At 35.3% G+C, this 25847-nt stretch carries 23 protein-coding genes and 7 pseudogenes; 18 read left to right on the forward strand and 12 right to left on the reverse strand.

Annotated elements, in window-relative coordinates; translation table 11 throughout:
• Window positions 1-28: 28 nt before the first annotated feature.
• The gene (locus OPR52_RS05895) at window positions 29-1096 is read right to left on the reverse strand and encodes a hypothetical protein (RefSeq protein WP_265037999.1); all 1068 of its coding nucleotides are present in this window, start codon (window positions 1094-1096) and stop codon (window positions 29-31) included.
• A 180-nt stretch (window positions 1097-1276) separates the two neighbouring features.
• On the opposite strand from OPR52_RS05895, the gene OPR52_RS05900 reads away from it, so the two are divergent.
• The 3 genes and pseudogenes from OPR52_RS05900 to OPR52_RS05915 all read left to right on the forward strand — a co-directional run.
• Window positions 1277-2554 carry an adenylosuccinate synthase gene (locus OPR52_RS05900; protein ID WP_265038001.1) on the forward strand — a complete coding sequence of 426 codons (1278 nt, stop codon included), beginning with the start codon at window positions 1277-1279 and terminating at the stop codon, window positions 2552-2554.
• Between the two features lie 243 nt (window positions 2555-2797).
• Window positions 2798-3630: pseudogene (locus OPR52_RS05910) on the forward strand (IS5 family transposase).
• A 23-nt stretch (window positions 3631-3653) separates the two neighbouring features.
• Window positions 3654-3854, forward strand: a pseudogene (locus tag OPR52_RS05915) (hypothetical protein); the annotation flags it as partial.
• A 51-nt stretch (window positions 3855-3905) separates the two neighbouring features.
• Here OPR52_RS05915 and OPR52_RS05920 read toward each other — a convergent pair.
• Both OPR52_RS05920 and ccmC read right to left on the reverse strand, forming a co-directional pair.
• Window positions 3906-4322, reverse strand: coding sequence for a GNAT family N-acetyltransferase (locus OPR52_RS05920; protein ID WP_006279634.1), 417 nt, complete (start codon window positions 4320-4322; stop codon window positions 3906-3908).
• A gap of 8 nt (window positions 4323-4330) precedes the next feature.
• A complete protein-coding gene (gene ccmC / locus OPR52_RS05925) occupies window positions 4331-5041 on the reverse strand; it encodes a heme ABC transporter permease CcmC (protein ID WP_006279633.1) in 711 nt (236 codons plus the stop codon).
• 150 nt (window positions 5042-5191) lie between these two features.
• Here ccmC and OPR52_RS05930 point away from each other — a divergent pair, with 150 nt between their 5' ends.
• From OPR52_RS05930 to OPR52_RS05960, 7 genes and pseudogenes are all read left to right on the forward strand, one after another.
• Window positions 5192-6022: a pyruvate, water dikinase regulatory protein gene (locus OPR52_RS05930; protein ID WP_065095172.1), complete on the forward strand. Its 831-nt coding sequence runs from the start codon at window positions 5192-5194 to the stop codon at window positions 6020-6022.
• Between the two features lie 49 nt (window positions 6023-6071).
• Complete coding sequence (ykgO, locus tag OPR52_RS05935) at window positions 6072-6200, forward strand: type B 50S ribosomal protein L36 (RefSeq protein ID WP_006279631.1); 129 nt, start codon at window positions 6072-6074, stop codon at window positions 6198-6200.
• Window positions 6201-6249: 49 nt separating this feature from the next.
• Window positions 6250-6564 (forward strand): FtsB family cell division protein, encoded by a 315-nt coding sequence (locus tag OPR52_RS05940; protein ID WP_264723423.1) that lies wholly within the window; start codon window positions 6250-6252, stop codon window positions 6562-6564.
• Between the two features lie 287 nt (window positions 6565-6851).
• A complete protein-coding gene (locus OPR52_RS05945; RefSeq protein ID WP_264723262.1) occupies window positions 6852-7154 on the forward strand; it encodes a transposase in 303 nt (100 codons plus the stop codon).
• A gap of 64 nt (window positions 7155-7218) precedes the next feature.
• Window positions 7219-8078 (forward strand): IS630 family transposase gene (locus OPR52_RS05950; RefSeq protein WP_265037751.1). Its coding sequence is split into 2 segments (ribosomal slippage): window positions 7219-7543 and window positions 7543-8078, totalling 861 coding nucleotides; the frame shifts between segments, so codons are not numbered across the junction.
• Between the two features lie 90 nt (window positions 8079-8168).
• Window positions 8169-9001: pseudogene (locus OPR52_RS05955) on the forward strand (IS5 family transposase).
• 25 nt (window positions 9002-9026) lie between these two features.
• Window positions 9027-9769 (forward strand): annotated as a pseudogene (locus tag OPR52_RS05960) (transposase); the annotation flags it as partial.
• A gap of 121 nt (window positions 9770-9890) precedes the next feature.
• Here OPR52_RS05960 and OPR52_RS05965 read toward each other — a convergent pair.
• Window positions 9891-10750, reverse strand: a protein-coding gene (locus OPR52_RS05965) for an IS630 family transposase (RefSeq protein ID WP_265037751.1) whose coding sequence is annotated in 2 segments (ribosomal slippage) — window positions 9891-10426 and window positions 10426-10750 — 861 coding nt in all. Because the reading frame shifts where the segments join, the coding sequence is not laid out codon by codon here.
• A gap of 411 nt (window positions 10751-11161) precedes the next feature.
• Here OPR52_RS05965 and OPR52_RS05970 point away from each other — a divergent pair.
• Window positions 11162-11689, forward strand: a complete 528-nt coding sequence (locus OPR52_RS05970) for a c-type cytochrome (protein WP_264722921.1) — start codon at window positions 11162-11164, stop codon at window positions 11687-11689.
• Between the two features lies 1 nt (window position 11690).
• The gene (locus tag OPR52_RS05975) at window positions 11691-12452 is read left to right on the forward strand and encodes an alpha/beta hydrolase (protein WP_264722922.1); all 762 of its coding nucleotides are present in this window, start codon (window positions 11691-11693) and stop codon (window positions 12450-12452) included.
• Between the two features lie 175 nt (window positions 12453-12627).
• Here the strand turns inward: OPR52_RS05975 and trpS are convergent, their stop codons facing one another.
• The 5 genes from trpS to OPR52_RS06000 all read right to left on the reverse strand — a co-directional run bounded on the left by trpS (window position 12628) and on the right by OPR52_RS06000 (window position 17801).
• A complete protein-coding gene (gene trpS, locus OPR52_RS05980) occupies window positions 12628-13626 on the reverse strand; it encodes a tryptophan--tRNA ligase (protein WP_006280207.1) in 999 nt (332 codons plus the stop codon).
• A gap of 17 nt (window positions 13627-13643) precedes the next feature.
• Window positions 13644-14213 (reverse strand): nucleotide exchange factor GrpE, encoded by a 570-nt coding sequence (locus tag OPR52_RS05985; protein WP_264722924.1) that lies wholly within the window; start codon window positions 14211-14213, stop codon window positions 13644-13646.
• A 61-nt stretch (window positions 14214-14274) separates the two neighbouring features.
• Entirely contained in the window at window positions 14275-15261 is a 987-nt protein-coding gene (locus OPR52_RS05990; RefSeq protein WP_010962840.1) for a polyprenyl synthetase family protein, read from the reverse strand.
• Window positions 15262-15271: 10 nt separating this feature from the next.
• Entirely contained in the window at window positions 15272-15592 is a 321-nt protein-coding gene (gene rpsP, locus OPR52_RS05995; protein WP_006279266.1) for a 30S ribosomal protein S16, read from the reverse strand.
• Window positions 15593-15992: 400 nt separating this feature from the next.
• Window positions 15993-17801, reverse strand: a complete 1809-nt coding sequence (locus OPR52_RS06000; RefSeq protein WP_265038007.1) for a peptidylprolyl isomerase — start codon at window positions 17799-17801, stop codon at window positions 15993-15995.
• 331 nt (window positions 17802-18132) lie between these two features.
• On the opposite strand from OPR52_RS06000, the gene OPR52_RS06005 reads away from it, so the two are divergent.
• Together OPR52_RS06005 and rho are read left to right on the forward strand one after the other, a co-directional pair.
• On the forward strand, window positions 18133-18735 hold the full coding sequence (locus OPR52_RS06005) for a cell cycle transcriptional regulator TrcR (RefSeq protein ID WP_010082495.1): 603 nt from the start codon (window positions 18133-18135) through the stop codon (window positions 18733-18735).
• 199 nt (window positions 18736-18934) lie between these two features.
• Window positions 18935-20338 carry a transcription termination factor Rho gene (gene rho, locus OPR52_RS06010; protein ID WP_007549497.1) on the forward strand — a complete coding sequence of 468 codons (1404 nt, stop codon included), beginning with the start codon at window positions 18935-18937 and terminating at the stop codon, window positions 20336-20338.
• A 110-nt stretch (window positions 20339-20448) separates the two neighbouring features.
• On the opposite strand, the gene OPR52_RS06015 is transcribed toward rho, so the two are convergent.
• Window positions 20449-21308, reverse strand: a protein-coding gene (locus tag OPR52_RS06015; RefSeq protein WP_265037751.1) for an IS630 family transposase whose coding sequence is annotated in 2 segments (ribosomal slippage) — window positions 20449-20984 and window positions 20984-21308 — 861 coding nt in all. Because the reading frame shifts where the segments join, the coding sequence is not laid out codon by codon here.
• 124 nt (window positions 21309-21432) lie between these two features.
• Between OPR52_RS06015 and OPR52_RS06020 the strand changes: the two are divergent.
• Window positions 21433-22265, forward strand: a pseudogene (locus OPR52_RS06020) (IS5 family transposase).
• A 185-nt stretch (window positions 22266-22450) separates the two neighbouring features.
• On the opposite strand, the gene OPR52_RS06025 reads toward OPR52_RS06020, so the two are convergent.
• Window positions 22451-23206, reverse strand: coding sequence for an SDR family oxidoreductase (locus OPR52_RS06025; protein WP_264723086.1), 756 nt, complete (start codon window positions 23204-23206; stop codon window positions 22451-22453).
• Complete coding sequence (locus OPR52_RS06030; RefSeq protein WP_264723087.1) at window positions 23193-24008, reverse strand: YihY/virulence factor BrkB family protein; 816 nt, start codon at window positions 24006-24008, stop codon at window positions 23193-23195. Before OPR52_RS06030 ends, OPR52_RS06025 begins: the two co-directional genes overlap by 14 nt.
• A 135-nt stretch (window positions 24009-24143) precedes the next feature.
• Here OPR52_RS06030 and OPR52_RS06035 point away from each other — a divergent pair, with 135 nt between their 5' ends.
• The 3 genes and pseudogenes from OPR52_RS06035 to OPR52_RS06045 all read left to right on the forward strand — a co-directional run.
• The gene (locus tag OPR52_RS06035) at window positions 24144-24500 is read left to right on the forward strand and encodes a TrbC/VirB2 family protein (protein ID WP_264723088.1); all 357 of its coding nucleotides are present in this window, start codon (window positions 24144-24146) and stop codon (window positions 24498-24500) included.
• A gap of 216 nt (window positions 24501-24716) precedes the next feature.
• Window positions 24717-24848 (forward strand): annotated as a pseudogene (locus tag OPR52_RS06040) (TrbC/VirB2 family protein); the annotation flags it as partial.
• Between the two features lie 266 nt (window positions 24849-25114).
• Window positions 25115-25846: pseudogene (locus tag OPR52_RS06045) on the forward strand (IS110 family RNA-guided transposase); the annotation flags it as partial.
• Window position 25847 lies beyond the last annotated feature (1 nt).

Below are 25847 nucleotides of genomic sequence, written 5' to 3' on the forward strand. Positions count from 1 at the left end.
CTCCTTATCATCATCTACCCTTATCCTATCACATCCGGACTTTTATGGAAAGAGCTATACTTTGAGCACCGAAGCCATGCTCTATTTGTATTTTTGTCTCAGGTTTAAATCCTAATTTTGCACAGAATTTCTGAAAATATTCTTTAATAATGTCAAACAAGCTCTTGCCATTATCTTTATAATTTTTTAACTCTTTAGGAATAGTAAGTGACAATTTACCATCTCTGTATGTTACAAAGTCTTCACCATTGTGAGATTCAATTGTAAATTCCAATGAACTAGACAGATTACATATCTTATCGCCATGCATAACTTGATTTTTAACAGAGAGTATTGGTAGCCTCATATCAGATCTAATTCTCACATTATTTTGGTTAGCACAATCAATGTTTATTACTTTTTTAGGATTTTCTACTATGAACGACTGTCCAAGTGCAAGTTGGGTTTGTATAAATGGAGCAGCCTCATACCCTGCTTGATTACAATTGGTAACTAGCTCTTCTAAAATAGCATCACTTGGAACTTCTGCCCCAGCGTATCTGAACATTTTTTTGAAAACTTCTTTTGCAAAGGAACGGTAATCCTTGTTTTCATCTTTCTCTGTTGGTAATAGATGGATATACCTTTGGCCAGCATTGTAAAATTCTTCAAATTCTTTCTTATATGAATCAGTTTTTTGATGATCAGTAGTTTTGGGATCTTCGCAGTGATTTTTCCACAGCTCACCCAATGCGTCACTTACAAGCTCTTTCTCAATATCTTCGAGTACTGAAGCAACAAAAGCTTTGCCACGATCCGTATCTATTTCTCTTGTTCCTTTTTTGTTAAATATTTCGTCATTATATATATCATCACTATTAAAAAGTTCGCTTCTGCGGTGCTTAGCTCCTTCCTTAAATGCAATAATAAGATTTTTATCTATTTCTTTTCCGTTAATAATAAAATTCATCCTTTGAAAATCTAAGAACATTGTTTCACCGGAATTCGCTAATTTATTATCTTGATCTGCTCTTAATTTACTAAAATTGAACTCTTTAGCTGTGGCCTTTAATCTAACTACTGGACTCTTATTATTTTTTCCTTTTGTCTCTTTCATAAATAACACCTTACTGCAAATATGCTGTAAGTTATATCATATAATGATGAATAATTTGGTAATATATTAAGAAAATCGACAGTATATTTCTTTATTTAAGAGGTGTAGGAAAGGCGTAGATTTCTCTTTCCATTTGTAGCGTACTGCATTAATATTTATGTATTAATCTAGAAAATAATGATGAATAACATTGTAATTGTTGGTCTGCAATGGGGTGACGAAGGCAAGGGTAAAATAGTAGATTATCTTTCTGAGAATGCAGATGTAGTTGTGAGATTTCAGGGAGGAAATAATGCAGGGCACACTATAGTAGTAGATGATGAGGTTTATAAATTAAATTTACTGCCCTCTGCTGTTTTGAGGCCAGGCAAAATATCTATCATAGGAAATGGCGTTGCTCTTGATCCACACGCTCTAATCTCAGAAATAGAGTCATTGAAAGTTAAAGGAGTAGACGTAAACTATAACAACTTGATGGTATCCGAGAGCTGTCCATTAATACTTAGCATACATAAGGACAAGGAAAAGCTATTTGAAGATTTAAATGGAAATCACAAAATTGGTACAACAAACAAAGGGATAGGGCCATGTTATGAAGATAAAGTTGGAAGGAGAGCTATACGCCTTTGTGACTTAGAAAACGCAGATGAGCTCAATAAAAGAGTGGATACTCTTTTGAATTACCACAATGCTATCAGGAAAGGCCTTAACTACCAGGTGGTTAAAAAAGAAGAAATATTAAAGGAAATTCAAGAGATTTCAGAAAAAATTCTTTCATATAAAAAACCTGTGTGGAAGATATTAAATGACTTGATGAAAGAAGGTAAGAAAATAATATTTGAAGGTGCCCAAGGCGCATTTTTAGATATCGACCACGGAACTTACCCTTTTGTTACTTCAAGTAATACTGTAGCATCGCAAGCAATAACAGGCTCAGGGTTATCCTCCAATGCTTACATTATTGGTGTGGTAAAAGCTTATACAACAAGAGTGGGCAATGGCCCATTTCCTACTGAGCAGAAAAATGAAGTAGGAGATAGCTTGTTTACTATAGGTAAGGAACTTGGAACAGTGAGCAATAGAAGAAGGCGTTGCGGATGGTTCGATGCAGTTTTAGTGCGCCAGGCCGTACAACTCTCTGGAGTTTCAAGCATTGTATTAACCAAATTAGATGTGCTTAATTCTTTTGATACAATTAAAATATGCACTGGTTACAAGTATAGCGGAAAAATGTATGATTATTTACCCGCATCGCATTCAATACAAGGGGAATTAGAGCCAATATATGAAGAGTTTCCTGGCTGGAAAGAAAACACTCAAGGTAAAAGGTCGATTGAAACATTGCCTATCAATTTAATAAAATATATAGACAGGTTAGAAAAATTAATAGGTGTACCAATTCATCTAATTTCAACTAGTCCAAAGAGAGAGGATGTTATTAAGCTTAAAGATTTCTGAAAACGTCTTTGTATCTTAGAGCCTGTACGTAATCTCAAAAAAGAGATAAAGTGAGAGGATAAAGTATATAAAGTAGGATATGCGAAGTTTATAACCAAGTGACATAAGTCGAGAAAAGTTTGAGATTATTGTAGCAGATCTGGAATCTTGCAGAAAGAAGACAAAACCAAGAACACTTGATTTAGAGGTTGTCCGGAAACAAGTAAAAGGCTATAATATCTGAAATTTTAGTACGGGGTAAAGATGAGAAAAAAGTATCCAACAGATCTAAGCGAAAGGGAATGGGCAAGAATAGAAAAACACTTCAGAGTATCATACAAGAAAGGAGGAAGGCCGCCAAAGTATAGCAAAAGAGAAATATTAGAAGCAATTTTCTATGTATTGCGTACAGGGTGTCAATGGCGGTATTTACCAAATGATTTTCCGCTATGGAAGACTGTGTATGAGCAGTTCAGGCAATGGAAGAAGCAGGGAATTTTTGAGAAAATGAATTATGAAATTACAAAATATAGTAGAAGAAAAATAGGAAGGAATGAGCAGCCGAGTGCCTGTATAGTAGATAGTCAATCTGTAAAGACTACAGAAAAGGGGGGATCAAAGGCTATGATGGAAGTAAAAAAGTAAAGGGTAGAAAAAGGCATATAATTACAGACACTCAGGGTTTTATACTAGGTTGTTACGTAGGCGCTGCTAACGAAAATGATAGAGATGGTATTAAAATAGCATTAAACAATATGAGAACAAAATATACTAAAGTTAAAAAAATGTGGGCTGACATGGGATACCAAGGAAGAAATTTAAAGAATCACATAAAGGAAGAATATGACATAGATATTGAAATTGTTAAAAGGCCTACATGTAGATTTTGGGTGCACAAAGATACGCCACCTGAGCTACTACCAACAAGAGAACAAGGGTTTAAAGTACAGCCAAGAAGATGGGTTGTAGAAAGGACTTTTGCTTGGGTTAATAGGAATAGAAGGCTATCGAAGGAGTATGATTTACTCACAACATCCACTGAGAATTTCATATACCTAGCTATGAGTAGGGTTATGTTAAAGAGGGAATATGCTTGAATTTACTTGTTTCCGGACAACCTCTAATTATTGAAGGGAAAAGCGAAGTATACAAAAAAGGAGGTGCGATTAATGCAATTGATGCAATTCATAAGGAGATAGATAAGGCAATTGTTGAGCAAGAAAAAAAAGCAACCAACAAACAAGATATAGAAAATGATAAATGGACAGATAGAATCAAAAAACAGAATTATTCTGCGGAATCACATGAACATTTACCTTAAAGATATTAGTAGGCTCTTTAAATATTTTAGAGTTCATGGTTACAACGGTTGCTATTTTACAGTGCATCTCACAACACTTTCTTCAAAAATATACATGTTAACATACCCTGGACGTACAAGATCACACTTATACCCAAGCTTTTCATAAAATACTTTCGCTTTTTGAAAATTCATGGTTGCAACGGTTGCTATTTTACAGTGCATCTCACGACCATAATCATGAACTTCTTCCATTAGCTGCTTTCCCATACCTTTTCTTCTATAATCAGAATGTACCCAAAGCAAGTCAGTGTAAATTGAACCATAGATAACAAAACCGCTACAACCTGCAATAATTTGTTCAGTATCATCGCGAATAAAAAAAGCAAATGGGTTACACGTACCTTTATCAACGGTTTCTTCATTAATCTTTTTGAGTAGGAATTCAATGTCTTTGCTACTTGGTGATGTGGTGTGTTCTATTTTCATCTCTCGGCCTAATACCGCATACTGATTTCTCTCTTTATCTTATATAAATTAATTAAGTAAAGTGAATACAGTATCCACACTACTAAAAAAAATGTGGCACAAAACATAAACATTGCAACCAGTGGCAACAGCAGGGAACTTTCTATTGCTATTCCACCTTTTCTCAAAATGCTTGCTGGCTGATGGAGAGTGGACCATAAATTCACGGAAAATTTTACTATAGGAATATTTATAGCACTAAAGATGGCAAATACTGCTGCTGATTTTTCTGCCCTCGCTTCATTATCAAAAGCGCTCCACAATGAAAGGTAGCCAACATATAGGAAAAGTAAAATCAGCATTGAAGTAAGCCTTGCATCCCATACCCACCAAGTGCCCCAGGTTCCTTTTCCCCAGATGCTGCCTGTGATTAAGCATATTGCCGAAAAGATTGTCCCTGCAGGAGCAGCAGCATGTGCCAAGACACTAGCAATGCTATTGTTCCATACCAATGAAATGAAACTGAGTGATGCAATTAATCCATATATTCCAAGAGCAAGCCATGCAGAAGGCACATGAATGTACATGATTCGTACAATTTCTCCTTGTTTATAATCTTCTGGAGAGAAGAATAACGCCAAAGACATTCCAATTAAAAAACATGCGAAACAAATAACCCCAAGCCAAGGTAGAGCTTTCTTAGAAAAATAAGAGAAATTTGTAGGCTTTAATAAAAACATTCGTTTTGAGAATAATTGTGTTAAGAATTTACCAATTAGTTTGAGTTTTATCAACAGGATAGTTTTTCTATATTTACGTAGGTCAACAAATTAGCATAATTTCAGTAGCAGATTGCTAGCCATTATTTTTAGTATAACACTATATAAAACATGACCATTAAAAAGCTTAATCTACACTTAGTATCAGATTCAAGTGGTGAAACTGTTATATCAGTTGCAAAATCAGCTCTGAAACACTTTCGTTCTATAGAAACGATCGAATATGTTTGGTCTTTTGTGAAAAAAGAGGAGCAGATTGACAAAATTCTGGAGGAAATTAATAGGAAAAGTGATGAGCATAATTTTGTTATATGCACTATTACTGATGATGAGCTAAGAAAATATTTAAAAGATAACTGTATAAAGTTGAAAATTCCCTATAGAGCAATATTATCACATATTATTAGAGAAATTTCGTCCTATCTTGAAATTGAAAAAGACGAAAAGCTTGACTTGCATACTGAGATAAATAACGAATATTTTCAGCGCATTGAGGCAATAAACTACACTATTAATCATGATGATGGACAAAATATTCAAGATATTGATAAAGCAGATATAATTTTGGTTGGAGTTTCACGTACATCAAAATCTCCCACCAGTACGTATTTAGCTTACCGAGGCTATAAAGTTGCAAATATTCCTTTTGTTAGTGGAGTACCCTTTTATGTTGACTTGGCAAAATTAAAAAATAAACTAACGATAGGGGTAACAATAGACGTAAGTAGGCTAATAGAAATACGCAAAAATAGACTTACTTCAATTAACAACGAAGATAATAATATATATGCTAACCCTGAGAAAGTAGAAAAGGAAATTAAAGAAGCAGAGGAGCTCTTTAAACAGAATAACTGGCCAATTATCGATGTCACGCAAAAGTCGATCGAAGAAGTATCAGCAACAATTATACAATATTTTAATAAAATGTTATCAATTGACTAACTCTTGATAAGTGATTATAATGTAAAGTAATTTAATTCTTACTATAGATATGAAAGTCAAAGGGTCGCTAAAATCTCATCGTAACAGAGATAAAAATTGTAAAGTTGTGAAAAGGGGTGGTAAGATTTACATTATAAATAAGGTAAAGCCAAGGTGTAAAGCGCGTCAAGGTTCTTAGCTTTTTGTTCACCTTTTCATGTTATATATTTTTTATATGTGAAAGTACGGTGCTTATACCTAAAAAGAAGCAAAAATTGCTGTGTTTAAGCGCAGCCTTACTCATTTCTTCTCTTACATTATATTTCAGCATTAGCACAATTACAGGTAAACGCGGCTTATTGACGCTAATAGACTTAAAAAAAGAAATCGAGTACAATAAACTTTTGCTAAAGGATGTCTCTTCTGAAAAGGAAAAGTTGGACAACAAAGTATTTGGCTTATATGAAAAAAGCTTAGATTTAGATCTGCTTGATGAGCAAGCAAAAAATGCTTTAGGTTATGTGAACCCTAATGAACTTATGGTTGTTCTTGACGTGGAATAGCAGTAGAGATCTCCCTACGTCATACCGCCGCGGCGCTAACACGTAGCGGGATGACGGTTTTTCAAATTGTCGGTAAATCTAAGTCAGTTTAGCTATATTGTCTCTCACACCGCTTAGCTGAACAGACAATGGCGTCAACTTAAGGAAAAATGTCAGAGATTGTGTATAAAATTTCTCTCTAAAATTTTTACCATTAAATTACCCAAAAGCTGCATGACCTTACCCAGAAAAAGTGGAGAGAAAGAAAGGAGTTTTTTCGGGTAAAATAAAATTTTGGAGGATTAGAAATGGTAAGAGAATATACGGCAGAATTCAAATTGGAAGCTGTTAAGCTGGCAAATGAACAAAGAAAGGTAGGTCAACCAGTTGCAAAAGTAGCAAGAGATCTAGGAATAAGGGATAGTGTATTAGGAAAATGGATGAAGAAATATAACGAAAAAAAGTCAGCGGCAAATGCATTTCCAGGTAGAGGTAACATGACTCCTTACGACAAAGAGAGGTTTGATTTACAAAGCAAGAGTAACAAGGGAAAGAGACATTTAAAAAAAAGCCCTGGCCAGTCAAAAAGAGTAAAATATTTTTTTATATAGTATAGCTCTTTCCATAAAAGTCCGGATGTGATAGGATAAGGGTAGATGATGATAAGGAGGTTGAATGCCAGCAGCATATAGTTATGATTTAAGAAAAAAAGCAATGGAAGCGCTAGACGAAGGAGAAAGCAGAGAAACAGTGGCAGCAAGATTTAAGATTGGACGAACTACTTTATGGGAGTGGCAGCAAAGAAGAAAAGAAACAGGAGACTTTCAATCAAAAAAACTTGGAAATGGGGGTTACAATCACAAAATTACCGACTGGGATACCTTTGCCAAATTTGCCAGAGAGCACGGAGGAAAGACTCTATCGGAAATGGCTAAACTTTGGAACAACGTTAGTATCCAAACGATCTATCGAGCCCTTAAAAAAATTGAATTTACGCGCAAAAAAAGACATATGGATACAAGGAAAGAAACGAAGAAAAACGTGCTGAATTTTTGAAAATTATAGCGACAAAAGAACCTAAAAACTTAGTGTATATAGATGAGTCTGGCATTGATAACACCGAAGACTACCCCTACGGATATTGCCAGAAAGGACAGCGGTTTTATGCCTTAAAATCTGGAAAGAAAACTCAACGAATCAGTATGGTTGCAGCCTTAAGTGGAAGAAAGATAGTTGTTCCGTTAACCTTTGAAGGCCACTGTAATATGGATGTTTTTAATGGATGGTTTGAGCAATTTTTGACACCGATCTTGGAACCTGGACAGACTGTCATTCTTGACAATGCTACTTTTCATAAGTCTGATAAGATTATCGAGCTTGCTAAAGGGGTTGGTGCAGAAATTTTGTATCTGCCGCCTTATTCTCCAGATTTCAACAAAATTGAGCATCATTGGTTTGCTATAAAAAACAGAGCCAGGAAAAACATTCCTCTATTCGAATCCTTTCGTCGTGCTGTTGATTCTGCCTTCCTATGACCTGTTCGGACTATTATGAGAAATGCTATAAGAGGTTGTCCGGAAACAAGTAAAAGGCTATAATATCTGAAATTTTAGTACGGGGTAAAGATGAGAAAAAAGTATCCAACAGATCTAAGCGAAAGGGAATGGGCAAGAATAGAAAAACACTTCAGAGTATCATACAAGAAAGGAGGAAGGCCGCCAAAGTATAGCAAAAGAGAAATATTAGAAGCAATTTTCTATGTATTGCGTACAGGGTGTCAATGGCGGTATTTACCAAATGATTTTCCGCTATGGAAGACTGTGTATGAGCAGTTCAGGCAATGGAAGAAGCAGGGAATTTTTGAGAAAATGAATTATGAAATTACAAAATATAGTAGAAGAAAAATAGGAAGGAATGAGCAGCCGAGTGCCTGTATAGTAGATAGTCAATCTGTAAAGACTACAGAAAAGGGGGGATCAAAGGCTATGATGGAAGTAAAAAAGTAAAGGGTAGAAAAAGGCATATAATTACAGACACTCAGGGTTTTATACTAGGTTGTTACGTAGGCGCTGCTAACGAAAATGATAGAGATGGTATTAAAATAGCATTAAACAATATGAGAACAAAATATACTAAAGTTAAAAAAATGTGGGCTGACATGGGATACCAAGGAAGAAATTTAAAGAATCACATAAAGGAAGAATATGACATAGATATTGAAATTGTTAAAAGGCCTACATGTAGATTTTGGGTGCACAAAGATACGCCACCTGAGCTACTACCAACAAGAGAACAAGGGTTTAAAGTACAGCCAAGAAGATGGGTTGTAGAAAGGACTTTTGCTTGGGTTAATAGGAATAGAAGGCTATCGAAGGAGTATGATTTACTCACAACATCCACTGAGAATTTCATATACCTAGCTATGAGTAGGGTTATGTTAAAGAGGGAATATGCTTGAATTTACTTGTTTCCGGACAACCTCTAACTTAGCAGATGAAATGCTTAAAGTTGTAAATACTAATGACTTACTGATTTGTATATTTATCTTATAAATTTCTTTCTAGCCTTACAAAAAGAAAAATTGCTTATGTCATTCGATGTCCCAGATCATCTTTTAATGAAGTGAATGCTATGTTTGAAGAAAAAAGCCCATCTAGTGTTGAGGTTACCATATGTGCTCAGCGTAAGATAAAACAAGAAAATAGTGGAATAACGCTTCAAAGTGGTACTGCCATCTGGTGAAATTGAAGTGTTAGCTACATCATTAATGGATGAACAAAAGTTTCAAACTGGAGGATTTAAGGAGTTATATTTTTTACGCTGGGGAGTTGAGACATTTTTTGCAAAACTCAAAGGAAGACTAAGTCTAGAAAATTTTACAGGAAAAAGTGTTGAGTCTGTTAAACAGGATTTTTGGTCAGCTATCTTTATTAGCAACCTAGAAAGTGTTATGACAGAAGATGTAGAAGAAGCGTTGAATATGGACTTAACCGATGATAAGCTTAAGAGGAGCATTAACAAATCTGTCTCATTTAACGCGATCAAAAACTTGGCTTTCGACATTTTTGCTACGGAATCAGATACTGACTGCATTATGGATCAATTATCAAAGCTATTTTTGATGAACACTTTGGCGGTAAGAAAGGGAAGGAAAGTTGATCGTCATAAGGTACCTTATCTTCGTTCGTTCAATTACCAAAAAAGGGTTAGAAAACACATATTTTGACTAGAGGTAGTATTCATATCTTCTGATAATAACTGGGTAGCTTATTGCCATAGCTCCTGTAAAATGACTTCTAAACAAACTATTTCTTAAGTATAGCATTTCTCATAATAGTCCGAACAGGTCATAGGAAGGCAGAATCAACAGCACGACGAAAGGATTCGAATAGAGGAATGTTTTTCCTGGCTCTGTTTTTTATAGCAAACCAATGATGCTCAATTTTGTTGAAATCTGGAGAATAAGGCGGCAGATACAAAATTTCTGCACCAACCCCTTTAGCAAGCTCGATAATCTTATCAGACTTATGAAAAGTAGCATTGTCAAGAATGACAGTCTGTCCAGGTTCCAAGATCGGTGTCAAAAATTGCTCAAACCATCCATTAAAAACATCCATATTACAGTGGCCTTCAAAGGTTAACGGAACAACTATCTTTCTTCCACTTAAGGCTGCAACCATACTGATTCGTTGAGTTTTCTTTCCAGATTTTAAGGCATAAAACCGCTGTCCTTTCTGGCAATATCCGTAGGGGTAGTCTTCGGTGTTATCAATGCCAGACTCATCTATATACACTAAGTTTTTAGGTTCTTTTGTCGCTATAATTTTCAAAAATTCAGCACGTTTTTCTTCGTTTCTTTCCTTGTATCCATATGTCTTTTTTTGCGCGTAAATTCAATTTTTTTAAGGGCTCGATAGATCGTTTGGATACTAACGTTGTTCCAAAGTTTAGCCATTTCCGATAGAGTCTTTCCTCCGTGCTCTCTGGCAAATTTGGCAAAGGTATCCCAGTCGGTAATTTTGTGATTGTAACCCCCATTTCCAAGTTTTTTTGATTGAAAGTCTCCTGTTTCTTTTCTTCTTTGCTGCCACTCCCATAAAGTAGTTCGTCCAATCTTAAATCTTGCTGCCACTGTTTCTCTGCTTTCTCCTTCGTCTAGCGCTTCCATTGCTTTTTTTCTTAAATCATAACTATATGCTGCTGGCATTCAACCTCCTTATCATCATCTACCCTTATCCTATCACATCCGGACTTTTATGGAAAGAGCTATAATTTACACTTCAGAGTTTATCTGCTTTAAAGTTTACTCTATTCTGTTTCAGTATTTGTCATAAATCCTTAATTATTTCTGACTTTTTAGTTCAGTTTTTAACCATTCTTTCCTTAACTTAATGGCAGTGAACCTCGTCATCCCGCTACTTGTTAGCGGGATCTCTTGTTAGCGGCTGAGATACCGCGAATGAATCGCGGTATGACGGTTCGCGGCGGTATGGACGTAGGAAAACCTTTCTTGGGTCAGCTATAGAGACTCTCATCTTTAGCGAGCTTCAAGGTAATTGTTTGCTGTTTGCGAAAATATTTGCATAATTTAAGTAACATTACTTAATAAAAATTAACTATGGAGCTTAATAAGATTGCAGCATCGATTTTACTTTCTGGGCTAATCATTATGATAGTCAGTAATGTAGTTGATATGCTTTACAGTCCGGAGGAATATAAGATTGAACACCAAACGATAGTAGCTGCTGGCAGCAATGAATCTCAGCAAAAAATCGAGCAAGTGGCGCTCGATATTGGAGCGCTCATGCAGAATGCTAACTTTGAGAAAGGTAAATCAGCAGCGAAAAAATGTATAGCTTGCCATAGTTTTGAGAAAGGTGGAATGAATAAAGTAGGACCAAACTTATGGAACGTAGTTGGAAATAAAAAGGCCCATCTTGGCAACTCATTCAATTACTCAAAAGCATTGCTTGAAAAAGGTGAAAAATGGGGATATGAGGAGTTATTTGCCTTTTTAAAGAACCCAAAAGCCTATATAAAAGGTACACGTATGGCATTTGCAGGTATTTCCAATCCACAAGAGATTGCAGATCTAGTCAGCTATTTGTGTTCGATGAGCGATAGTCCGGTTGCTTTGCCAAAGTAGTATGAATTATTGTAAATTGTTTGATGGAAATAATGGTCACATAGCATATCGAAAGCTACAAGGGAAGAAAGCTTCTGTAGTTTTTTTCGGTGGATTTGCATCTAATATGGATGGAACTAAAGCAACTGCTATTTACAAATTTTGCCAAGAAAATGACGTAGCACTTGTGCTATTTGATTATTTTGGTCACGGTCATTCAAGTGGTAATTTTATTGATTACACGATAAGTGATTGGCAAAAAAATTGTGCTAAAGTAATGAGTGAATTAACTAGCGATAAACAAATAATTATAGGTTCAAGTATGGGAGGATGGCTGATGTTGCTCACTGCCCTTCAATTTCCAGAAAAAATTGCAGCACTAATTGGTATATCGTCTGCTCCCGATTTTACTGAAGATTTGATATTCAAGCAATTGTCAGGCAAGCAAAAAGAAGAACTAGATTCTAAAGGTGTAATAGATTTTACTTCAGAGCATTGTACATACAAAATAACTAAAAATTTGATCGAAGATGGCAGAAAGAACCTTCTTTTAAACAAAAAGACAATAGATATAAACTGTCCTGTGCGCTTGCTGCATAGCATTAATGATAAAGATGTTCCTTATCAAACTTCATTGAATTTAGCTGAAAAAATTAAGTCAACCGATGTTGAAGTACACTTAATAAAATCAGCAGAGCACAATATGTCTGACAATCATTCACTGGAAGTTTTATTTAAGACCATTAGAGAATTTTGTAACCAGACTGCATTCTGTGATTTTTAGCAAAACACGATTTTTCATTTGAGCTTTCTTCAACTTAAAATAAATACAGAAAATTGCTGCCTATAGCTAAACTGACTTAGATTTACCGACAATTTGAAAAACCGTCATCCCGCTACGTGTTAGCGGCTGAGATACCGCGGCGGTATGACGGTTCGCACCATCACACTTTGGAACCTTACAGATATTGAGCAAATCCAATAATATCCTTGATTTCTTTTATATTATGGGTTGCAATTTCTGCTGCTTTCTTTGTGCCTTTTTTTAATATTTCATGTAAATGGAATTGGTCTTTTAAAAGATCATTCATTTTCTCACGTATGGGTGATATAACACTGATAATTAAATCAGCTAACTCTTTTTTGAAGTGCTTCATGTCATGTTTGTTCACTTCTTCACATACTTTTTCCGCATTTACATTACTAAGCACTGAATAAATGTTTATCAAATTGCTTATTTCTGGTCGGCACTTTAAAGTAGCAAAGCCTAGAATTGAATCTGTTTTTGCTTTTTCTATTTTTTTGACAATTAAGTCATCCGTATCATCAAGGTTAATGCACGAATGTTCTGAAGGATCAGATTTACTCATCTTGCTTGTGCCATCCCTTAAGCTCATTATCCTTGATGTGCAATCCAAAGTTAAGATTTCAGGTACGATGAAATAATCCAGCTTATAATGATTGTTAAAAGCTGATGCAATATCACGTGCAAGCTCCAAATGCTGTTTTTGATCATCACCAACAGGAACGTATTTAGTTTGATACAACAATATATCTGCAGCCATAAGTACTGGATAACTATATAATCCAAGAGAGGCTTTTTGTTTATCGCTGCCAGCTTTATCTTTAAATTGAGTCATGCGATTAAGCCAACCAATTGGTGTATAGCATCCAAGCAGCCAGCCCAGTTCTGCATGACCACTAACTGTGGACTGACTAAAAATAATGGACTTTTCTGTATCTATTCCGCATGCAATATAAGCTGCTGCTGTTTTGAAAATATTACTTTTTAATTCACTTGCGGGAAGCTTATTTGCTGTGATTGCGTGTAGGTCGACAATACAAAAAAGAGATTTGTATTTATCCTGTAAGTCTATCCACTGTTTGATTGCACCAAGATAATTACCTAAATGTAGTACGCCACTTGGCTGGATACCTGAAAAGACAATACTTGTCATTATACATTTACCTCATGCTAATCGCTTCCACAATCAGCAGATTTCTTAGAAAGAATAACCATTGCAGGACGGAGCAACCTATTTTTGATAGTATAACCAGTTTGTGGTACTTCTACAATGGTGCCAGGCTTTTTTTCATTGTCTTCTCTTTCCACAACAGCTTGGTGTAAATTACTATCAAAAAGCTCACCAAGTGGATCTACTTCCTCTATTCCATGTTTTTTTAGATCATTTATAATTTTTTGATAAGCTACTTTAATCCCCTCATGAACAGGATCACCGTCTTTCAAAATTTCCATTACTCTTTTTAAATTGTCGCACGAGTCGATCATATCACGTGCAAGTTTTGTGACTGCGTAGTCACTTGCATCGCTAATTTGCTTTTGCATTATACGTTTGACGTTTTCATTATCTGCAACAGCACGGCGTAAATGATCTTCAAGCTGAACTGCACGTTCTTTTAATGTATTGAGATCTTCATTTAAATCATCAGTTTGCTTATGGTTATCACTTTGTTGATCGTCACCTTTCTGCCTACTTACCATATCAGCAAACTTCTTCTTTTTCTCCTTACTGCTATCTGACATATCATTACCCTTAAGAATCTAATAAATATATAACAATTAATCTGAAAATATCAAGCGCCAGCTACATTCGTCTTTCTATGCTCGCATTTAAAAAGTTAATTAAAGTAGTTTTATAAAAAGAATCAGAAAAAGTACTAATATCATTTTGTGCCATATTAATGTAGTGTCTAGCTTTTTCCATAGAAAGCTGAATGGCATTATGGTGATTAATATAGTGTAATGCTTGGTCAAAATTGTGTCTAGCTGAAGAAAAGCATTTTTCCCAGAATTTTTGCTCTGCTGGACTGCCCTTTTCGTATGCTATAATAGCAGGTAAGGTGACTTTACCTTCGAAAAAGTCTTTTCCGACTTGCTTTCCAGAAGTGCCTTGATTAGCAGTATAATCGAGCATATCATCAACTATTTGAAATGCCATACCAAAATTAAAACCAAAATTCTTTAGCCTCTCTGTTTCGTCATTTGTTGCACCAGATACTGTTGATGCAGCTTCACAGCATGCAGAAAATAAAGATGCTGTCTTTTCTCCAATGATATCAAAATAATTTTCCCTGACTGTGTGGGGGTCAAAGCGTGCTGTCATCTGCTTTATTTCACCCTTCACAAGTAAATGCGATGCTTTAGATAAAATAGAGAGAATATTTAAATTTCCACACTCTATAAGCCATCTAAATGCTAGAGTCAACAATAGATCACCAACTAAAATGCTTGATTTATTTCCCCAAATCTTATTCGCTGTTTTAACTCCATGGCGTGCCTCACTTTCATCGAGCACATCATCATGAAGTAAAGTAGCATTGTGTATAAACTCTACCGATGCAGCAACGTTGATCCTATTCTCCCCAGAATAGTTTAGCATTTTACATATAATAAAAACTAGTTTAGGCCTTATTTTTTTTCCACCTGACCTAACAAGATGAGATATAATATCAGTAGCAAGCTTAGCATCTTCATCATTGACATTTTTGAAGACAAAGTCATTCATAGCTGACAAATCAGAAGATACAATATCGTCTAATTTATCGCTGTTTGTTAAATCAGTATTTAGCATTTTAAGAGACTTATGCCTCTTGCCCTTGTGCTTTCTCGTTCTCTACTTTCTTCTTTTCTGTTTTCTTTGGTTCTGTTTCTAAAGTTACTATGCCTTTTTTGATAAACCACAGTACTCTTTCAGTTGCCTGCGCGCCTACACTTAGCCAATGTTTTAATCTATCAGCTTTCACCACAACACGATTTTTATTGTCTTTTGGTAACATTGGATCATATTGTCCTATTTTCTCAATAAAACGCCCATCTCTTGGTGCTCGTGAATCAGCTACAACTATCCTATAAAAAGGGCGTTTCTTTGCGCCAAACCTCGCCAACCTTATTTTAACTGCCATGTTAACCTTTATTCATATATTAGCCACAATTTTATACAATGAGCCGTTTTAAGTCAAATGAATTATACAACTTTTGCACCTTATAATATAATTACCAATAATGTAGGGCAGTGCCGGGCGCACAGCTATACGAACATTCATTTTTGAAGGTAAATTGCACAGCAAATGGTGTCATTCCAGTGCTTGACACTGGAATCCGGCTTTTTTTAATCATTAAAACGTTGTATTTTAACATAAAACGGCTACTTTTATGCTTACCAACTTAATAAAATTCCTGGATCCCAGTGTCTGGGCACTGGGATGACATCCTTTCTAGTGAAGATTGCTCTCAAATCGCAATGTTCGTACAGTTGTGTGTCTGGGCACTGGATGCGTTTGAAGCAGCTTATAAGATTTTTGATTATATATCATCAAGTATAGCGTGATTAACTTCGACTTTATACTTTGATTCCAGATAGCTAATTAATTGCTCTTTTAGCGATATCATCACACGTTTTCCGGTGTCAAGCGTGTTTAATTTGCCATTTGATGAATGCATTTCTTTTAGAACACCTATTATAATTTCATTATTGTATTGAATAGGATCTGTCACTGAACCAGTTGTTTTCATATTGAAAATCTCTTCTACAAAAGAAAAGGGGTAGTTTTGTTGATCCACTTTATTGCGGTGCATCTGCTGACCTTTAACTAATTCCACACCTTGAATTTCTTCCAAATCTGTTTTTTCTCTTAGTTGAACTGCAACCTCTTGCCCGAATTTAAACATTCTTTCTTTTATAAACTCACTACGCCAAAGCTCTACCGCTAATGCCTTGCCTTCTTCAAAACTTTGCAATTTGGGTGGAAAGATATCGACGATTTTTACACTAACAACGGTGTCCCCAACGCCCTTAAAATAACCTTTCTGATCCTTTTCTCGCGAAAAAATGAAAGAAATCAAATCACCAGAATCTCCTACGTTATTACCGCTTTGATCTTTTCCACTCGCATCTACTGGACCAATAGTTTGTATAGGTAAATTATATTCACTCAATATTTCTTCAATTTCTGAACCATTGTATATCTTATAGTTCACTTGGTTTATGAAATCATTGACTCTTTCAAAAGACTTTTGGTTAGTTAGAACTGACTTTATGTCTTTTTTTAAATCAACTAAGTCTTCATCAGAGATTTGATGCGCACTTTCCACTTTTACTATGTGCCAACCAAAACTGCTTGCTAAAACTTCACTTACTTCACCTACTTTAAGAGCAAATACCTTCTCTCTCACGTCTTCTGGTAAAAAATCCTTAGTTATATTATTTACTCTAGTTTCCTCAAGTTTTGCTTTGCCAAACTCTTCTACTATCTGTTCAAAGCTTGTTTTACCCTCCTCAAATGCTCTTCTTGCTGTCTCAGCTTCTTCTTTGGTAGAAAATATTGCATTGAATATATCTCTTTGATTTTTAAGTTCTTGTTGTTCTATTATACCATCAACTTCTTCATCTGAGATCTTGATTTGATCTTCAAAATACTTTTGGCCTAGGGAAATATATTGCGCAGTTCGATACTCAGGATAATAAAAATGGGATTTATTTCTTTCGTACAAATCAAGTAAGGCTTGATCATCTGGTTCAGGAATGTTTGTAACTGCATCTTCAGTTATTTTAACAATATCAACTACTCTAGTTTGGTAGCGACTTTTGTATATCTGCTCATCAATTTTCTCGCCAAAAGTTACTGGATAATTATCTTTAAATAATGAAGTCATGAACATCATTGCAGGCAGGACTTTCTCTAGCTTTGCTATATACTCTTTCTCTGTCATATGCAGGTCATTTAGCGTTTCATAGAATTTATTTTTGTCAAATTCACCTTTATCATTTTGAAAGTATTTGGTGTTTTTAATATGGTTTTTTATAGATTCTTCTCCAACTGTCAACCCCAGCTCACTAGTTAGGTTAAACAATAGTTTTTGCTCTATAAGTGCGTTAAGCAAATCATATTTCAGCTTTTTTACTTGTTCTCTACTCGCATCAGATCCAGAAATTTGCTTTTCATAATTTTGATATAGTGATTTATACTCATCTGACGTTATAACTTCTTTTCCAACCCTAGCTACCTCTTCTTTTTCATCATCACCTGATAAAAGGTTGCCAATTCCCATGAAGATTAACAAGCAAGCTAAAAGGACAACGGTTACTTTAGTGAAAAAATTTTTAACATTCATTTTAAACCCAGTTAATTAATGATTAATTATAGAATAGTGATAATTTAATGCTTGTAAACCTGTTGCTTTATTAGCTAATATATATAATATTACAATATATTAACTTAAAATTTAACTCTCTAATCTTAAATAGGAACATATGTTTAACTGAGTTATACTATACCTTAGGAAGGGGAAATATTTTGTTTGAAATATGCTTAAAGGTAAGCGCATTTAATTAACTTAAGAGGTGGGAAGTGACAAACAAAAAGTTATTGAATGACAAAATTAATGCTTTTTTAGTTTTAATAGTTTATATTTTAGCTCTGTATAACAGTAAGGGATACTTTAAATGGGAGATGCTTTTTTGATGTCAATGGAATCTTCTAAGGGCAATAACGATAGAAATAAACAGTTTCTAGTGCAAATAGCTGCTTGGTTAGTAGACAACACTGGTTTAACTTTTAATCAAATAGCACAATGTTGCAGATTGGCCCTTGAAGAAGTACAAGACATAGCTGATGAGGAAATAGAAGTAGAAAAATATAACCCTATTATTTCTGGAATAATTACTGAAAAAGAAATCGATGATTGCAAAAAAAATCCAAATCGTGTACCAAATTTGATTATAAAAAATATAAAAAAAAGGAGTAAAGCGATTGGTAGCATTCTTGGCTTTGCCTCTACGGCAAGACGTAGAGATAAACCTGATGCGATTTATTATTTAGTAAAAAAATTTCCTATCTTGGACAATAACGTTATAGCTAAATTAATTAGTACAACAAATTACACAGTTGAGCAGGTAAGAGATGGATCTCATCATAACATGCAAAATATAAAACCCCAAGATCCTGTACTACTCGGCTTATGTAGTCAAGAAAATTTAGAAGCAGAAGTGGAAAAAGCAAAAGTAGAAGAGGAGAAGCAAGAAAGGTTAAAAAAATATAAAGAATAGCTATTGAAAATCCTCAAATTTTTGTGCTTTGTTAACATTAAATTAACTTGACTTGCTAGTGTTTATTAGTATAATGTAAGTAAAGTACGGGGTTTAATGATAATTAAGCTTAATACGCACTGAAACTAACTCAGCCTAATTTATCATCTTATAGTCACATTTTAGGTTAGTAAGCATCAATTAAAATTTTTGGAGGATTATGACAACAATCAATGAAGATGTTTTGGCAAAAGGAAAGGTTACAGCTCAACCTGAAAAAAGTGAGCAAATTTACAATAACGATACAGTAAAACAGATGGTCAATGAAGGTACTGAGAAAAACAGAAAAACATTAGATCTGAGCGAATTAAAAGAGAAAACAGCAGAAGAATTGTTAGAGTTAGCTGAAGAAAGAAAAATTTCAACTAACGGTAAAAGCAATGGTAGAATGCTAAAGCAGGAAATAATATTCAGCTTAATGAAAAAAATGAGTGAAGAAGGAGGCATAACCACAGGGAGTGGAATAGTGGAAATATTGCCTGATGGTTTTGGTTTCTTACGTTCAGCAAGTGCAAATTATGCCCCAAGTACCGATGATGTTTATATTTCTAACGGGCAAATAAAGAAGTTTAATTTACGTACAGGAGATATGGCATATGGAGAAATAAGGCCACCTGGTGATAAAGAGAGATATTTTACTTTAACTAAGGTTCAAAGTATAAACTCTACTGAAGTAAGTGAATTAAGAAAGTACGTCCATTTTGATAATTTGCTTCCTCTTTATCCTGAGGAAAGCATAGTACTTGAGTGTAATAATGGTGATGATAAAAAAGGCTTAAGCATGCGTGCTATAGATATAGTAGCTCCTCTTGGAAAAGGGCAAAGAGCGTTAGTAGTTGCTCCACCTCGCACAGGAAAAACTGTATTGCTTCAGCAAATGGCTAACTCTATAGCTATAAATCACCCTGAAGTAGAATTAATAGTGTTACTTATAGATGAAAGACCTGAAGAAGTAACAGATATGATACGTTCTGTAAAAGGTGAGGTAGTAAGTTCTACGTTCGATGAGCCTGCTTACCGTCACGTACAGCTTGCTGAAATAGTAATAGAAAAAGCTAAAAGAATGGTTGAGCATAAAAAAGATGTGGTAATTCTACTTGACAATATTACTAGACTTGCACGTGCTTATAATGCGGTTATTCCTTCGTCTGGGAAAGTTCTAACTGGTGGTGTAGATTCAAACGCACTGCAGAGACCAAAACGCTTTTTTGGAGCAGCTCGTAATATTGAGAATGGGGGTTCTTTAACTATAATCGCCACAGCTCTTATAGAGACTGGTTCAAAAATGGATGAAGTTATTTTTGAAGAGTTTAAAGGTACAGGAAATGCTGAGATCATACTTGATAGAAAACTTTCTGATAAACGTATATTTCCAGCTATTGATATTACAAAATCCGGAACAAGGAAGGAAGAGCTATTAGTTGATAAGGCTATACTAAATAAAATATGGGTGGTGCGTAGGATACTCAATCCTATGGGACCCGTTGAAGCAATGGAATTTTTACGTGACAAACTACTTTTAACAAAGAGCAATGCTGACTTTTTTAACTCCATGAATCACTAAAAGTAAGCCAGTTATGATGGATATGCTGAGCAAAAAGTAAAACGCTCTTATAGCTAAAATAATTTGGATTTACCAAAATATATAGCATTTCTCATAATAGTCCGAACAGGTCATAGGAAGGCAGAATCAACAGCACGACGAAAGGATTCGAATAGAGGAATGTTTTTCCTGGCTCTGTTTTTTATAGCAAACCAATGATGCTCAATTTTGTTGAAATCTGGAGAATAAGGCGGCAGATACAAAATTTCTGCACCAACCCCTTTAGCAAGCTCGATAATCTTATCAGACTTATGAAAAGTAGCATTGTCAAGAATGACAGTCTGTCCAGGTTCCAAGATCGGTGTCAAAAATTGCTCAAACCATCCATTAAAAACATCCATATTACAGTGGCCTTCAAAGGTTAACGGAACAACTATCTTTCTTCCACTTAAGGCTGCAACCATACTGATTCGTTGAGTTTTCTTTCCAGATTTTAAGGCATAAAACCGCTGTCCTTTCTGGCAATATCCGTAGGGGTAGTCTTCGGTGTTATCAATGCCAGACTCATCTATATACACTAAGTTTTTAGGTTCTTTTGTCGCTATAATTTTCAAAAATTCAGCACGTTTTTCTTCGTTTCTTTCCTTGTATCCATATGTCTTTTTTTGCGCGTAAATTCAATTTTTTTAAGGGCTCGATAGATCGTTTGGATACTAACGTTGTTCCAAAGTTTAGCCATTTCCGATAGAGTCTTTCCTCCGTGTTCTCTGGCAAATTTGGCAAAGGTATCCCAGTCGGTAATTTTGTGATTGTAACCCCCATTTCCAAGTTTTTTTGATTGAAAGTCTCCTGTTTCTTTTCTTCTTTGCTGCCACTCCCATAAAGTAGTTCGTCCAATCTTAAATCTTGCTGCCACTGTTTCTCTGCTTTCTCCTTCGTCTAGCGCTTCCATTGCTTTTTTTCTTAAATCATAACTATATGCTGCTGGCATTCAACCTCCTTATCATCATCTACCCTTATCCTATCACATCCGGACTTTTATGGAAAGAGCTCTAAGAGGTTGTCCGGAAACAAGTAAAAGGCTATAATATCTGAAATTTTAGTACGGGGTAAAGATGAGAAAAAAGTATCCAACAGATCTAAGCGAAAGGGAATGGGCAAGAATAGAAAAACACTTCAGAGTATCATACAAGAAAGGAGGAAGGCCGCCAAAGTATAGCAAAAGAGAAATATTAGAAGCAATTTTCTATGTATTGCGTACAGGGTGTCAATGGCGGTATTTACCAAATGATTTTCCGCTATGGAAGACTGTGTATGAGCAGTTCAGGCAATGGAAGAAGCAGGGAATTTTTGAGAAAATGAATTATGAAATTACAAAATATAGTAGAAGAAAAATAGGAAGGAATGAGCAGCCGAGTGCCTGTATAGTAGATAGTCAATCTGTAAAGACTACAGAAAAGGGGGGATCAAAGGCTATGATGGAAGTAAAAAAGTAAAGGGTAGAAAAAGGCATATAATTACAGACACTCAGGGTTTTATACTAGGTTGTTACGTAGGCGCTGCTAACGAAAATGATAGAGATGGTATTAAAATAGCATTAAACAATATGAGAACAAAATATACTAAAGTTAAAAAAATGTGGGCTGACATGGGATACCAAGGAAGAAATTTAAAGAATCACATAAAGGAAGAATATGACATAGATATTGAAATTGTTAAAAGGCCTCCATGTAGATTTTGGGTGCACAAAGATACGCCACCTGAGCTACTACCAACAAGAGAACAAGGGTTTAAAGTACAGCCAAGAAGATGGGTTGTAGAAAGGACTTTTGCTTGGGTTAATAGGAATAGAAGGCTATCGAAGGAGTATGATTTACTCACAACATCCACTGAGAATTTCATATACCTAGCTATGAGTAGGGTTATGTTAAAGAGGGAATATGCTTGAATTTACTTGTTTCCGGACAACCTCTAAATAAGTGGCTGCATAATAAAGACTAGATTCCAGTGTCAAGCACTGGAATGACACCATAGAGGCACTGGGATGACATCCTTCCTAGTGGAGATTACTCTCAAATCACAATGTTCATACAGTTGTGGGCTTAACGGTATCTTTGCAGATACTATGGTAATTTATTCGGGAGATTTGCTGAGCGGTAAGATTTTTCCTGATATGCTGCAGTCTTCAGAAGCTAATTCCACAAATTTATCTGTTAGTTTATCAGGTGACACCAATTCAGATCCAGGAAATGCCTGCTCACTACCCACAGGTCCTTCTGGATATACAGCATTTACACATAATTTTGTATGTTTTGTCTCAGATGCATATATCTGCACCATTATTTCTAGTGCAACTTTACTTGCAGCATACGGCATCCAATATGGATAAGAGGAAGGAGAAAGTGTCACTTCTGAGGTCATGAATATCGCTCTTCCAGCATTAGACTTTTTTAGCATTGGATCTAAGTTTTTTAGTAAGTACCAATTGGCAGTAAAATTTGTATTCATTACGTTCTGTAGCTCTTCAATCTCACAGTCATGAATGGGGTTCAGTTTGCCTAAAATTCCAGCACACGCAACTAATATATCAAGTGCTCCAGATTCTGATAATTTCAGGCTTTCTATCATGTTTGTCAGTATCTTTACATTCTCAAAGTCTAAAAGATCAAGCTGAATTAGTTTCACAGAGCCTTCTTTAAATTCTTCAAGCTCTTCAATTTCATTATATAGTGGCTTGAGATTATCAAGAGATCTTGAAATCAGAATCACACATGCACCTTCTCTTATAAACCTTTTTGCAACAGCAGAGCCTATTTCACCTGAAGCTCCGGTGATTAAAGCTACTTTACCTTCTAACTTACTCATTTCTTTCTCCTTAGCGAGATCCATTGAAATATTTTAGCTGAAAATTGAATTTTGCTCCATATATAAAAATCAAACTTAGCATATAAAAAAATAGTAATGACACTACCACACCACCTAAACTTCCATATATCAAATCCAGTTGGTCAAAGGAAGCTTTTAAGTATTGCTTAAAAGCTGAAGCAGAAATCGTCCAAAGAATAACAGCTACACAAGATCCAGGAAATACGTCTGATAAATTTTGTTTTATGTTTGGCAACATAAAATATAGCCAAGAGACTACTGTGAAAAGTACAAATTCAATGAGTAGGTATTTAGTGTAACTTAGTCCCTGATAGGAAAAATCAATTAGCATTGGCACTAATGTAGAGAACACTATAGTTAGAGTTATAATAAGCGTGATTACTAAAAATTGTAATATACTTAGTACTCTTCTTAATATATAAGGCGGCGAAACCGGAACTTTATAGGCCTTATTGAGTATTGTTCTAAGCCCTTCAATTGTCGATGAAGCGGTCCAAACAGCACCTACAATTGCTAAAGTTAGTAAGCTTTGCGGCGGGCCTGATATTATCTCCCTAATACGCGGCATCAAAGATGATAAAATATCCTGTGGCATGTTATCAATGATAAATACCCAGCCAATGTTGTACTGGTCTAAAAAATTTGCAAATGTTGACGCCACAGCCATTAAAACGATGAGAAAAGGAAATATCGATAACAGGATTAAAAATGACAAATACCCTGCGTGCTCCACTCCATCATTATAAATTGTGTCAATCAAAGCACGATAAAGGCAATAAACGATGCTGTAAAATTTCTGTAGCACTGTAATATAAACGAACCAAGAAAAGTATTCTAAATGAAATCAAATATATTTTTAAGCAAAAAAATCCTCACCGTTTACTTAAATTTAATCAAAGTGAAGAATAATCCAGCGTTAAATAGAAATTATGGAGGCGTAATGAAAAAATTTCTTCTACTTGTGGCTTTAATTCTCTCCTTTGCATTTGATAATGTTTTTGCTAGCAGTGTTACTGATGACGCAACGTCAAACACAATATGCAAAATAGTAGGCTATACTCACGGCATAGGTGGACCGATGATCACAATAGTAATAATTGGTGCAGCATTGCTTGCAATATTTGGCAGAATGCCGTGGCCAGCGCTTTTTGCACTCGGTGCATTTACTGCTGTGTTTTTTGGTGCACCTGTAGTTGTTTCAAAAATAGTACCAGGCGGTGTGATTTGTAAAAATGGTGCAACTGCTTGCCCTGATGGTACCAACTGGGATACAAGTACAGGAGCGTGTAAAAAATAGGCGCTGCAGATTTAGAAAAGCATTAGCTAAACGGTGCTTCTTAAAGGAGCACCATTGTTCCACAATTGTATAAATGTTGTCCAAGTGAATAACACTGAGATCCGGGAATTTTTATAAACTGATAGGATGACAAATTTACTAGAACCCTCACCATTTACTTAAATTTAATCAAAGCGATAGATAATCAAACATGAAACAGAAATTATAGGAGGCGTAATGAAAAATTTTCTTCTACTTGTGGCGTTAATTCTCTCCTTTGCGTTTGATGCAAATGCTAATACTAGTGGTGGCACCACCAACACCGTTTTTGTTGATGAAAGTGATACAACATCATCAGTGATATGCAAGCATCGAACAGACGAAATCTGTCAAATCAGAAAGAAACACACAAATTTAAGTTTTTAGTAGTTTTCAAGTATAGTTGTACAGGGAGCGCCTTTGCAGTTATGACCGACATTTTCAATGGTGCCTAAGTGCCCGTATGCAAGCATGGTTTTGGAAGGAACGGTCAAATCATTGATGGAGTCATTTAGACTACCTCGGTTAGGAGATTGTACTATCAACCGTTCCAAGCTGAAGCGTTTCCCTATTACAAATTATATGTAGGAGTTACCATGAAAAAAGCAAAAAGTAAATTAGAAATAGTGAATCCTAATGCAGCAGGAATAGACATTGGTTCAGCTGTACACTATGTGTGTGTACCTGAAGGAAGAGATGAACAACGCGTTCAGAAATTTGGCTGCTTTACTGAAGACCTTCATAACTTAGCACAGTGGTTGAAAAAGTGTAAAGTTACAACAGTAGCTATGGAATCAACAGGAGTATATTGGATTCCTTTATTTCAAATACTTAAGTCATACAAATTCGAGGTAAGATTGGTAAATGCACGGCATGTAAAGAATGTACCTGGTAGGAAGTCTGACGTTCAAGATTGCCAATGGCTCCAACAACTGCATAGCTACGGACTGCTTCATGGATCGTTTAGGCCAGATAATCAGATGTGTGTATTGCGCAGTTACGTGCGGCAACGCAAAAATCTCACTGAAAGTGCATCTACACATATTCTGCGTATGCAGAAGGCATTAATTCAAATGAATATACAATTACACAAGGTTATTAGTCATATTACTGGGATAACTGGTATGAAAATCATTGAAGCTATAATTGAAGGCGAAAGAGATTCTGAAAAATTGGCAGAATTCAGGGACGTGCGAATGAAAAATGATCAGTCTACTATTGCAAAAGCGTTAGCTGGTGACTATAGAGAGGAACACTTATTCACGCTAAAGCAAGAATTTGAACTATATAATATTTATCAAGAAAAAATAGCAGAATGTGATAGAAATC

This window comes from Wolbachia endosymbiont (group A) of Hylaeus communis (genome assembly GCF_947251915.1).
In the GTDB taxonomy this organism is placed as follows: Bacteria; Pseudomonadota; Alphaproteobacteria; order Rickettsiales; family Anaplasmataceae; genus Wolbachia; species Wolbachia pipientis.